Source organism: Streptosporangium sp. NPDC049248 (assembly GCF_040678965.1).
Taxonomy (GTDB): domain Bacteria; phylum Actinomycetota; class Actinomycetes; order Streptosporangiales; family Streptosporangiaceae; genus Streptosporangium; species Streptosporangium fukuiense.
Map to the genome: position 1 here is coordinate 21,005 of NZ_JBFAQY010000056.1, position 12,127 is coordinate 33,131.

Below are 12,127 nucleotides of genomic sequence, written 5' to 3' on the forward strand. Positions count from 1 at the left end.
CGCGGTCCGCGATCGATCAACTGGCTACGTTGATCCGCATGACCGGGCCTCTCCCGCGTGTGGCCGGATGCGGTGGCGTCCGATGGGGAGCATCAGGGGGCTGCCGGAGACGGGGTCCTCGATGATGCGGCTGTCGAGGCCGAAGACGGTGCGGACGTTGTCCTCGGTGAGGACCTCGGCCGGGGTGCCGGAGGCGTGCAGGCGGCCGTCGGCCAGGGCGATGAGGTGGTCGGCGTAACGGGCGGCGAGGTTGAGGTCGTGCAGGACCATCACGACGGTGGTGCCGCGGGTGTGGTTCAGGTCGGTCAGCAGGTCGAGGACCTCGATCTGGTGGCTGGCGTCGAGGAAGGTGGTGGGCTCGTCGAGGAGCAGCAGGTCGGTCTGCTGGGCCAGCGCCATGGCGATCCAGACCCGTTGGCGCTGGCCGCCGGACAGCTCGTCGACGGCGCGGTCGGCGAGGTCGGTCGTCTGGGTGGCCTCCAGGGCCGCCGCCACCGCGGCGTCGTCCCCGTCGTTCCACCGGGAGAAGATCCCCTGATGGGGGTGGCGGCCGCGGCCGACAAGGTCGAGCACGGTGATGCCCTCGGGCGCGACCGGCGACTGGGGCAGCAGTCCGAGCGTGCGGGCCAGCTCCTTGGCGGGCATGCGGTGCACCTGTCTGCCGTCCAGGACGACGCGGCCCGCCCGGGGTGCGAGCAGCCGGGACAGGGAACGCAGGAGTGTCGACTTCCCGCAGGCGTTCGCGCCGACGATGACCGTGATCTCGCCGGGCGGCACGACCAGGTCGAGGGACTCGACGACGACGCGGTCGCCGTAGCCGAGCGTGAGGCTTTCGGCTACGAGGGAGTGGGACGTGGTCACAGCGAGCCTCCGGCCCGATGGGTGCGGACGATCAGATAGACGAGGTACGGCGCGCCGAGAACGCCCGTGACGACGCCGACCGGGTAGCGGACGTCGAACGCGAACTGGCCGGCGAAGTCGGCGACGAGGACCAGGAGGGCGCCGACGAACCCGGCGGGCACGAGCAGGGAGCCACCGGTGCCGACGAGCCGGGCCGCGATGGGGCCGGACAGGAACGCCACGAACGCGATCGGCCCGGCCGCCGCCGTGGCGAAGGCGATCAGGCCGACGGCGGCGACGATCAACGTGACGCGGGTGCGTTCGACGCGGACCCCGAGGGCGGAGGCGGTGTCGTCGCCGAGCCGCAGCGCCGACAGGTCCCGCGACTTCGCCAGCAGGACGGGGGTGAGCACGACCAGCGCGACGAGGGCGGGCAGGGCCTGCTCCCAGGTCGTGCCGTTGAGGCTGCCGGTCAGCCAGCGCAGGGCCTCCTGGAGATCCCACTCGGCGGCCCGGGACAGGACGTACGAGGTGATGCTCTCGAGGATCGCGGAGATCCCGATGCCGATCAGGATGAGCCGCGTGCCGACGACGCCGTCCCGGAACGCCAGGGTGTAGACCAGCAGGGCGACGGCGAGGGCGGAGACGATGGCGAGGATCGACACCTGGGTCCCGCCGAGGGACAGCGACACGATCGCGATGGCCGCCGCGGCGCTCGCCCCCCAGCTGATGCCGATGATGTCGGGGCTGGCCAGCGGGTTGCGGAGCATCGTCTGGAAGGTGACGCCGGCCAGGCCGAAGCTGAATCCCGCGACCACGGCGAGGACGGTCCGCGGCAGCCGGAGCCGCCCGACCGTGAAGGACGCCCCCGGCACCTGCTCGCCGAGGATGACGCGGACCACGTCGCGGGGCGGGTAGAAGGTCTGCCCGAACATCAGGGTCACGGCGAACCCGGCGGCGACGAGCACCGCCAGTGTCAGGACCACGGCGCGGCGCCGGGAGGCGCTCCGGCGGCGGCCGCGGGCGACGGCCTGGACGACGGAGGGCCCAGTGGCGGCGGGGGCGTTCACAGTCCCTCCTTCGTCGGGCCTGTGAACGCAACGCTGCTGTGCTCATTGGCTCGCTCGCTACGCTCGCTCACAGTCCCTCCTTCGTCGGGACCGTGAGCGCAACGCTGCTGTGTTCATTGGCTCGCTCGCTACGCTCGCTCACAGCTCACGCACCTTCTGGCGGCGGACGATGTGGATGAAGAACGGGGCGCCGATCAGCGCCGTCACGATGCCCACCTCGATGTCCGCGGGGCGCGCCACGATGCGGCCGACGACGTCGGCCGCGGTGAGCAGCGACGCGCCGACCAGGGCGGAGAACGGCAGCAGCCAGCGGTGGTCCACGCCGACGAGCAGGCGGCACGTGTGCGGGACGACGAGTCCGACGAAGGCGATCGGCCCGGTGACGGCCGTCGACGCCCCGCACAGTACGACGGCGCCGAGAGCGGCCGTGGCCCGGGCGACGGCGACGCGCTCGCCGAGCCCGGCGGCGAGTTCGTCGCCCAGGGCGAGCGAGTTCAGCGCCCGCGCGGACAGCAGGCACACGACGAGGCCGGCGACGAGGAACGGCAGGACCTGCCCGATGCGCTCGTAGGACGCGCCGCCGACCCCGCCGATCTGCCAGAGCCGGAAGCTCCCGGCGATGTCGTTGCGGGGCAGGACGACGGCGCTGACCAGGGACGCGAAGGCCGCCGACGTGGCGGTGCCGGCGAGCGCGAGTTTGAGGGGCGTGGCCCCGCCGCGCCCGAGGGACCCGACGGCGTACACGAAGACGGCCGAGACCGCGGCTCCCGCCATCGCGACCCAGATGTACCCGGTCGGCGACGTGAGCCCGAAGAACGCGACGGCGGTGACGACGGTGAGCGACGCGCCCATGTTGACGCCCAGGATCCCCGGGTCGGCCAGCGGGTTGCGGGTCACGCCCTGCATGACGCCGCCGGCGAGGCCGAGCGCGGCACCGATGACCACCGCGAGCAGGGTGCGCGGTATCCGCTTGGCGACCGCCGCCTGTTCAAGGGTGTCGTCCGCGCCGCCGAGCGCGGCCCAGACGTCGGACCAGGCGACGTCGCGTGAGCCGAGGGCGACCGAGGCCACCATGAGCACGGCCAGGACCAGTACCGTGACGAGCAGCCACAGAACCCGGACGTGCGCCGGACGCCGCACGAGAGCGGCGTCCGGCAGGCGGTCGGTGTCGACCGGCGTCACTTGACCTTGTCCGCGGCCTCGGCGAGCGCCTTGGCGTAGTCCTCCAGCACCCACGAGATCGACAGGGGGGTCGGGTTCGCGGCGGTGCCCAGGGGCGTGCTGCCGGGCAGGAGGTACACCGAGCCGCGCTTGATGGCGGGGATCTTCGACAGCAGCGGGTCCTTGCCGAGCTTCTCGAGCAGCTCGCCCTTCTCGTCGCCGTATCCGGTGATGATGTCGACGTCGTCGAACACGTCGATCTGTTCCGCGCTCCGGGTCAGGGCGAACTTGTCCGTGCCCTCGGACGCCTTGGTGATGCTGCCCGGAATCGTCAGCCCGAGGTCCTCGAAGAACAGCGTGCGGGTGTCGTGCGTCGTGTAGAAGCCGATCTCGCTCACATCGTTGGGGTCGACGTGCGTCATGAACATCGCCGACTTGCCCTTGAGCTGCGGGTACTTCGCGACGACCGCTTTGATGTCGCCCTCGATGTCGGTGATGAGCCTCTCGCCCTCGTCGGCGAGCCCGATGGCCTTGCTGTTCATCCGGATGATCTCGCGCCACGGGGTCGCCCACGCGGCGTCCGGGTAGGCCACCACGGGAGCGATCTCGCTCAGGGTGTCGTAGTCCTGCTTGGTCAGGCCCGAGTAGGCGGCCAGAATGACGTCCGGCTTCGTGTCGGCGACGGCCTCGAAGTCGATGCCGTCGGTCTCGTCGAACAGAACGGGCGTCTGGGCGTTGAGTTCCTCCAGGCGCTTCTTCACCCAGGGCAGGAGACCGTCGCCGTCGTCGTCGCCGAAGTTCGCGGCGGCCATGCCGACCGGGACGACGCCGAGGGCCAGCGGCGCTTCGTGGTTGGCCCAGTTGACCGTGGCCACCCGCTCCGGCTTCGCCGGGATGGTGATCTTCCCCAGCGCGTGCTCGACCGTCATGGGGAAGGCGCTCGGGCTGCTGCTCGGGGTGCTGCTCGCACTCTCGTTCTTGGTCTCCGGCGAGCCTCCGCAGCCCGCGATGCCCAGCAGGATGGCCGTCACGGCGAGGATGCGAAGGCTATATGGGCGCTTCAATCCGTACTCCACTCTCAGAATTCCGCTGGTGCCGGCCCTCACACGTCTGGATCGCGGTCCTGCGTTCGTGGAGCGGTACACCGTGCTACCGCAAGCTCTCGACCTAGTTAGGTAAGCCTTGCCTTGTTTGGAACCTTAGGAGAAATGACCGACTTGTCGCAATAGCCCTTTTGAGACACCTGTTGTTGAGATCGGGACACGGAGACCGGGCGACGGCCCCTCAGGCGGTGTCCGCCCGAGGACACGACACGTCCGCGAGACCCGCGCCGCGCGTGGAAGGCGGCCTTCGGCGTCCCGGAGTCTCAACGCGCTCGGAACGCCCCCGGTGTCAGCCCGGTCGTCCGCCGGAAGGCCGCGCCGAACGCGCTCGCCGAACGGTAGCCGACCTCCTCCGCCACGACGTCGACCTCCCATCCCTGGGTGAGCAGCGCGACCGCGTGCTGAGCGCGCACCGCCGCGATCCAGCGCGCGAAGCTGGTGCCCGTCTCCGCGTTGAAGGCACGGGTGATCGTGCGGGGGCTCACGCCCAGGATGGACGCCCAGTCCGCCAGCGTCCGAGGATCGCCCGGATCGTCCCGGAGCGCGTCGGCGATCGGGCGCAGCAGATCGGAGGTGGGCATGTGCAGGAGCAGTTCGCGCGAGGAGGGGGTGAGCACGTCGAGCACCATCGCCTCGGTCACCGACCGCGAGCCGGAGGACAACTCCGTGTCGGCGAGCCGCTCCAGCAGCAACCGGAGCAGCGGGGTGATCTCCACGCCGACGGGCGTGGGGAAGATCGAGGTCGTGGTGCCGAAGCCGAAGAAGTTGGCGCGACACCAGGTGCCGGCGATCGCCGAGCCGGAGTGCAACGTGCCCGCGGGCATCCACAGGCCCAGGGCGGGGGTGACCGTCCAGACCCGCGCCCCCACCACGGCCGTGGACGCGCCCCGCTCGTTCCAGAGCAGTTCGTGGAAGGGGTGGGAGTGCTCGTTCCAGGTGGTGTCGTGGGCGATGGTCTCGCTCCAGCCCAGGATCACGAACGGCACCTCGACCGGTCCCGCCGCGAGGGCGGGCAGCACGCGGGTCTCCCTGATCATGAGAGGACGCGGTGGGGCACGAGCGGCATTCCCCTACCCTAGGACCTGTCCCGCGGACCATGAGAGGCGGTCGGTGTTACCGGCGGGGGCGGTCGATCGCCAGGTCCGCGAGCCGTGGGCCGACCTCGGGAAACGAGCCGTCGCCGAACAGGATCCGCGCCGCCAGGGCACGACCGGCACGACCGCGCAGCACGCTCACCGCCGCCTCCGCCGCGGCAGGGGATCGGATGCCGGCGAACACCCGGCGCAGCAACAGCCGGCCTCGGAACCGGGCCCGCAACGCGTCCCCGTCGTAGCGGCTCAGCACACGCTGGTCGCCGGTACGCAGGTAGCCGGCGGTAACCGCCGCGGCCAGTTCGGACATGCGCAAACAAGGGTCCAGCCCGCCGGCCGTCAACGGCGACACCGCGCCCGCCGCGTCCCCGACGAGCAACCCGGCAGGGCATGCCAACCGTCGCAGCACACCGCCGACCGGGATCGGACCACCTCGACGCTCGACCGGACCGGCCGGCGGCGTCCTGCCGGGCGCATCCGCGGCGAAGGCGTCCAGCAGGTGGCGGATACCGGCACGCATCGCGTTCGGATAACCCGCGACGCCGACATGCGCATGCCGGCCGTCGTCGATGACCCATCCCAGATACCCCGGAGCGACCCGGGGGTCCAGCACGCAGTGGAACGCCGGAGTGGTCGTGCCCGACGCGACCGGATGGACGATCTCGGCACCGACGAGGAAGCGCCGGTTGACATCAAGCCCGAGATCACGGGCCACCCGGGAGCGGGCGCCGTCCGCGCCGACGACGAACCGGGCCATCACCGGTTCCGCACCCGCGAACCGCACAAAACCCCTCGACGCCTCGACATACCGCACACCCAGAAGGACCCGCGCCCCGGCCGACTCCGCGGCACGCCGCGCGTGCCGGTAGACGGCCGCCATGTCGGCCACACGGTACTCGTCCCGGTCGCTGGTGAGCCGGATCGGCGCCCGCCGCGACGGCGGATACAGCAGCACCTCCCGGACTCCCGGCCCGAGCAGGTGATCCGGCACGTCGAAGTCATCGAGGGTACGGCGCACGAAGATCCCTGTCGTGCGGATGCCCGTCGACAGCGACCTGCGACGGTCGACCACCAGCACGTTCAGTTCCCGTCGCGCGAGCAGGCGGGCGGTGCGCAGACCGGCCAGGCCCGCACCCACGACCAGTACATCCACTGTCCGCATACCTCGCGACGGTAGGAGCGATGCCTCACCCGTACGAGGGTTTGCACGCTACCTGCCCCATATCTCCACACCGTCGCCACATTCGAGACCGTGGACAGCCCCTCCACCGAGAAACCAACGTCAGAGTGATCGTTCTCCCGCTCGGCTCGAACGGTGCCACTGACGCGCAGGATCTTTGATGGTCATGGTCACTGTTCCTGGGCGCGATCGTGCCGGCGTTGGCGCTCGTGTTCGGTGCCGGAGCCGGTGAGGGTCCAGTGTGCGCGTCCTGCGACGTCGAGCCCGAGGGCGCGGCAGAGGGCTTCGACGACGGCGGGCGACGGGTTGATGGGACACCCCTGTTCGAGGCGTGCGTAGTAGTCGGTCGATACTCCGGCCAAGAGGGCGACTTCCTCGCGGCGCAGGCCCGGCACCCGGCGGACGCGGCCATCCGGGGGGAGGCCGACTCGCGCAGTTGCTGGAGCGCGGTGACAGCGTCGCCGCGACGACGCGCTCTTCCGAGCGGCTGCTCGCGGCGCTCGGTGACCGGGCCGACACGTCACGTCTCCTCCCGCTCACCGTCGACCTGCGGGACGAGGCGGCGGTCAGGCAGGCCGTGCTTGAGACCACCGAGCGTTTCGGCGGCCTGGACTGCGTCGTCAACAACGCGGGCTACGGATTCCTGGCCGCGGTGGAGGAGACCGGCGACCGCGACGTACGCGACATGCTCGACGTCCAGGTCGTCGGCGTGTGGAACGTGCTCCGTGCCACGCTGCCCATCCTCCGCGAGCAGCGCAGCGGCCATGTCATCAACGTGTCGTCGGTTCTCGGCCTGACCGCCGTTCCGGGCTGGGCACTGTACTGCGCGGGAAAGTTCGCGCTGGAGGGGCTGAGCGAGGCCCTCGCGGCCGAGGTGGCGGACTTCGGTGTCAAGGTCACCATCGTCGAACCCGGCTACTTCCGCACCGCCTTCCTCACCGAGGACTCGCTCGCCCTGCCCGCCGGCACGACCGCGCACTACCCGGCCATCCGCGAGATGACCGGCGACCACCTCAAGCTCCAGGGCAGCCAGCTCGGCGACCCGGTCAAGGGCGCCGGCGCGATCATCGGCCAGGTCGTGGCCGGCGACGGCCCGCTGCGCCAGCTGCTCGGCTCGGACGCCCACTCCTACGCCACCGCCAAGGTCGAGGCTCTCCGGTCGAACCTCGACGCCACCGCGCTCAGCGCGCCCGGCACCGACTTTCCCGCCGCCTGACATCAGTCGGCACACCGTGGAAAGGAGCCGCCCCGTTCTTTGATCCGGCGTCGGCGCGGGTGGACGCGGTCGCCGCGGGAGGAGTACGTCTTGCCGGCGGCCACCGCGCCCCGGGAGGGGGCGCGGGCGTCCGACGGGCAAGGCGGCCCGCGCCGGGGGCCGGGACGGCGCGGAACCGCGGGCTGTCGCCGGCTCTGGACTACTTCGGAACGGGCGGGTCGCAGACTTCAAGGAGCAAAGTGGTGAATCGGAAGCCTATTCCCATGCCGACAACGAGAATCTTCTCCCCCCTTTGGAGTTGTCCACCGCGGAGAAGGTGATCGATACCAAGGAGCGCGTCAGAGGGACCGACGTGGCCGGTTTCTCGTAGGAAATCCCACGTGGTACGACTCGGCGCGATGTCCAGGGGTTCCAGGATCAGGGCGGAGAGCTGGGCGAGGCCGACCCCGGTCACCGCGACCTTCGCCACCTCCGGCAACTCGACTCCCGACTCCTCCAGCACCTGCTTCACTGTTTTCATGCCGGCATCTCGGATGATGGGAAGGTAGGGCCCGAGACTGGTCTTCTGGGCCAGCATGATATTCCCGTCATCCAGATCTCCCCGGACCGCGACGAGCGACTCAAGCTCAGAGGCGGAGGTGTGAGAACTGGCTATCAGCCGGGCGTACCCGCCCTCGCGGGACAGAACCGCCGCGGCGGAACCATCCGAAAGGAAGACGCCCAGCGATTCCTGCCATCGCCCCAACCTGCCCGCGTGGTAGCGACCGGCCGCGGTGACCATCGCGGCGCCGGCGGAAGGGTCGGATCTCAGCAAGCTCGCCGCGACGACGAGACCTGTCGCTCCCCCGTTGCTCGCCGCCCCCAGTTCGAAGGCCAGCGCTTCGGGCACGCCGAGGACCCGTTGCACGTGACAGACAGGCGCGAAGTGTTCCTGATCATCCAAACAGGCGTAGACGAGCGACGCGATGTCATCGGCGCCGCATCCCGAGTTCTTCATCGCGTCAACCGCCGCCATCCCCGCCATCTCCGCTGCCGAGTGGTCCCGCGAAATGGTGAGGGAGGCCCAGTCGGACAGCTTGAGGCTGGTCGGATTCGCACTGATGGCGCAGTCGCTCAGCACGTCCTCGACGTTCACCCGGGGCGGCAGGAATCTCCCTGTGCCGGAGATGAAGACGCTATCCCAGAGCAATGTTCCCACCTGTTTCATTGGCCGTGCTCCGCGCCAGATCCATCAGCCAGTTACTCACGGTCAGGCCGATGAGCGCGGAGTGTTCTTCGAGTACGTCGGTCTCGGCGGGAACGGTCACCACCTTCGGGACTTCCACGGACGCGATCGGGAACCGCGAGGAAGAGCCTGCGTGACCTGGCCGGACGAGGAGGATCGGGGTTTCGATCTCCGCGGGTTCCCAGCGGTGGAAGAGTTCGCCGTACCAGGCGGTCGCGGTGAGTCGCTCGTCGGAAGGGACGTCGGGCCCCTCCCTGCCTGCCATTCTCCGCAGCAGAACGGAGAGTTCGTCGCGGTGTCCGTTCGCCGCGTTCCCAGGGGGATCGATCAGCACCACACCCGCGAGCGGCGAGTTCAGCCGCTCCAGTGCCAGTGCTGTCGCGCACACCGGAAGACACGTCAGCGAGTTGCCGACCAGTACGACCGGCTTCCCGTGCGGGGACTCCGGAAGTGCCCTGATCACGCTCTCGGCCATGACCGCCACGTTCGCGGGAAGCTCTCCGCTGGAGAACCCGGGCAGGGTGATCGCGGAGACGTCGCGAATTCCTTCGAGCGCTCTCGCGAATTTGAGATATTCGGACTCACCCGACGAGAGGCACACCAGCGCCGGTCGTACGGACCCCTGGGACAGCGAAGTCGAGGGCAGCGGTCGTGCCACGTCGAATGACGGGCGCAGCCGCGACGCGGTCAGCAGTAGATCTGCTCCTTCCTCAGGCTTGCCGAGTGATATCGCCTGCCTGAGAAGCGAGAGGATCGGGCCGGCGTCCTTGCCGCTGTCGTCTGGGCAGAGCTCCCGGTGAATGTAGGCGGCGAGGGCCCGCGAGGTCGGATAGTCGTAGATGAGGGTGGCTGGAAGCTCCAGGCCGATGACCCGCTTGAGGTGCTTACGAAGTTCGAGAGCGGTCAGCGAGTCCAGGCCGAGATCCTTGAAGGAGTGTTCGAGCGGTATTCCGTCGGAGTCACTGTGGCCGAGCACGGTGGCGACGGTGGTCTGGACGACGCCCAGGAGGTGGTGGCGCTGTCGTTCCGGGGGTAGTTCCGCCAGTCGCACCGCCAACGCGTCGCCGGACCCGGAGGAGACGGCCGGGCTTTGGCGGATGCGCGCGACTTCCGGGATCTCATCGAACAGGGAGCACGGACGATAGGCGGTGTAGAGCGGGTAGAAGTTGCCCCAGTCGAAGCTGGCGATGACAGCGGTCGGCCGGTCCTCGGTCAGCACCTGCTCAAGCTCGGCCAGAGCCCGCTGCGTCTGCATTCTTCTCAGACCGTGATGAGGGAAGGTGTGGTCCCTGCCCTCCCAGATCCCCCACGCGATCGAGTGGGCGGGAAGACCTTGGGCACGACGCTGGTGTGCGAGGTAGTCCAGGAAGGCGTTCGCAGCCGCGTAACTCGCGAACCCCTTTCCTCCCAGGATGACGGCCGTGGACGAAAACAGGATGAACTCTGAGAGGTCACTGGATTTCGTCAGCTCATGGAGGTTCAGCGCACCGTCGACCTTCGCCCGCAGAGCGTTCTCCAGTCGTTCTGCTGTGAGGTCGGACAGCGTGGCGTCGTCGAACGTACCGGCCATGTGAATGACTGTCCGCAGCGGCTGACCGGGGTCGATGTCGGCGAGCACCCCCGCCAGAGCGGAACGATCCGCGATGTCGCAGGCGACGATCCGGATCTCGGCGCCCAGTGCACGCACTTCGTCGACCAACTGTGCGGCGCCCGGTGCTTCCGGCCCGCTGCGGCTCAGCAGAAGCAGGTGTCTGGCGCCGTTGTGCACGATCCGCTTGGCGAGAGACTTTCCTACTTCTCCGGTACCGCCCGTGATGAGCACCGTTCCGTCGGAAGGCCATGCGTAGGAGGAGGCTCGGGGCACGGCACTACGACTGAGCCGGCGACGCAGCAGTCCTCTCGGCCGGACAGCGAACTGATCGTCGACACCGCCACCGAGTGCCTGGCAGATATGTGTCCCGACCTCGTCTCCGACGTGCTCGACCAGGTCGATCAGCCCTCCCCAGCCGTGCGGATTCTCCTGGCGTGCCACCAGGTGCAGGCCCCAGGAGAGGGCGTGGATCGGATCGTCCAGCGGTTCGTCGGGATCGGTGACCACCGCGTTCTGGGTCAGGACCCACAGGGGAACGTCGATCCCCTCCAGGGCCTGGGCGAGTTTGAGGTTGCCGATCACACCTGCCGGCAGCTGGGGGAACGCCGGATGAGAGCGCCGGTCCAGGGCGAGCCAGGAGACGACCCCCGCCAAGGCGGATGACCTACCTTCGCCGGATCGGTCGTCGACGCCTGAATCCGCGCCCGATGGAGAGAGCGATCCGACCATGTCGTGAACGTGCCGGGTCAGCTCCTCCCGGGAGACGGTGTCGGCGACCACGAGGGTGACGACCTTCGCCCCCTGCTCGGTCATCGCGCCGGAAGTCGCCGATACCTGGCCCATGTCGGCTTGTCCGGGCGTTGTGACGACCAGCCAGGTACCGGACAGTCGCGGCACTTCTCGTTCCAGCCGCCGCCACGTGAGCTGGTAGTGCCAATCCCCCGTGACCGCACGATCCTTTCTCCCGAGACGCCACTCCCCGAGATCCTTGAGCAGGGGCCTCAGGGAGGCGATCCGCTCGTCATCGACGATGTTCAACAGGGAGGCCACCTCTCCCGGATCGTCGTTCTCCACGGCGCGCCAGAATTCGAGATCGTACGATGGGACGTCGGCTGCCCTCTCCGTCGAAGTGAGCCAGTACGGCCGGTGCTGGAAGGGATACGTCGGCAACTCCGGCCGACCGGTGACCGGCGGAACCGGATAGAGCGCGCCCCAGTCCGGGCTCAGACCATGGGCGTGCAACGTCGCCACCGCCGTGGCCAACGCCGTCACCTCGGGACGGTCCTTACGCAGGCTCCCCACCGCGATCGCGGGCACCTCATGCGCCTCGACCCTGGCCGAGAACGCCGGCACCAAAATCGGGTGCGGACTCACCTCGACGAACACCCGATGGTCCTGACCGAGCAGGCTCTGCACCGTCTCGTCGAAACGCACACTGTTACGCAGGTTGCGATACCAGTACTCGCCGTCCAACCCGGTGGTGTCCAACGGCCGCCCGGCACCCTGGCTCTCGATGCCTTCGATGCCTTCGATGCCTTCGATGCCTTCGATGCCTTCGATGCCTTCGATGCCTTCGACGGTGGAGTAGAACGCCACCTCACCCGGCCTCGGGACGATACCCGCCAACGCCTCCACAATGGTCTCGCGCAA

At 69.3% G+C, this 12,127-nt stretch carries 9 protein-coding genes and 1 pseudogene; 1 reads left to right on the plus strand and 9 read right to left on the minus strand.

The window, feature by feature from the left end:
• Nucleotides 1-24 precede the first annotated feature (24 nt).
• From AB0K21_RS43945 to AB0K21_RS43975, 7 genes and pseudogenes are all read right to left on the minus strand, one after another.
• A complete protein-coding gene (locus AB0K21_RS43945; RefSeq protein ID WP_343981380.1) occupies nucleotides 25-861 on the minus strand; it encodes an ABC transporter ATP-binding protein in 837 nt (278 codons plus the stop codon).
• Entirely contained in the window at nucleotides 858-1,910 is a 1,053-nt protein-coding gene (locus tag AB0K21_RS43950) for an iron ABC transporter permease (protein WP_343981383.1), read from the minus strand. Before AB0K21_RS43950 ends, AB0K21_RS43945 begins: the two co-directional genes overlap by 4 nt.
• 138 nt (nucleotides 1,911-2,048) lie before the next feature.
• Nucleotides 2,049-3,050, minus strand: a complete 1,002-nt coding sequence (locus tag AB0K21_RS43955; RefSeq protein WP_364159054.1) for an iron ABC transporter permease — start codon at nucleotides 3,048-3,050, stop codon at nucleotides 2,049-2,051.
• 38 nt (nucleotides 3,051-3,088) lie between these two features.
• Nucleotides 3,089-4,135, minus strand: a complete 1,047-nt coding sequence (locus AB0K21_RS43960) for an iron-siderophore ABC transporter substrate-binding protein (protein WP_343981389.1) — start codon at nucleotides 4,133-4,135, stop codon at nucleotides 3,089-3,091.
• A gap of 302 nt (nucleotides 4,136-4,437) precedes the next feature.
• Complete coding sequence (locus tag AB0K21_RS43965; protein WP_343981392.1) at nucleotides 4,438-5,211, minus strand: AraC family transcriptional regulator; 774 nt, start codon at nucleotides 5,209-5,211, stop codon at nucleotides 4,438-4,440.
• A 76-nt stretch (nucleotides 5,212-5,287) separates the two neighbouring features.
• Entirely contained in the window at nucleotides 5,288-6,427 is a 1,140-nt protein-coding gene (locus AB0K21_RS43970) for an NAD(P)/FAD-dependent oxidoreductase (protein WP_343981395.1), read from the minus strand.
• A 266-nt stretch (nucleotides 6,428-6,693) separates the two neighbouring features.
• A pseudogene (locus AB0K21_RS43975) lies at nucleotides 6,694-6,879 on the minus strand (helix-turn-helix transcriptional regulator); the annotation flags it as partial.
• Between the two features lie 2 nt (nucleotides 6,880-6,881).
• Here AB0K21_RS43975 and AB0K21_RS43980 point away from each other — a divergent pair.
• Nucleotides 6,882-7,661 (plus strand): SDR family NAD(P)-dependent oxidoreductase, encoded by a 780-nt coding sequence (locus tag AB0K21_RS43980; protein ID WP_343981399.1) that lies wholly within the window; start codon nucleotides 6,882-6,884, stop codon nucleotides 7,659-7,661.
• Between the two features lie 199 nt (nucleotides 7,662-7,860).
• Here the strand turns inward: AB0K21_RS43980 and AB0K21_RS43985 are convergent, their stop codons facing one another.
• On the minus strand, nucleotides 7,861-8,868 hold the full coding sequence (locus tag AB0K21_RS43985) for a ketoacyl-ACP synthase III family protein (RefSeq protein WP_343981403.1): 1,008 nt from the start codon (nucleotides 8,866-8,868) through the stop codon (nucleotides 7,861-7,863).
• The coding region (locus AB0K21_RS43990) for an SDR family NAD(P)-dependent oxidoreductase (RefSeq protein WP_364159051.1) at nucleotides 8,837-12,127 on the minus strand (3,291 nt) is incomplete at its 5' end. The genes AB0K21_RS43990 and AB0K21_RS43985, both read right to left, overlap by 32 nt.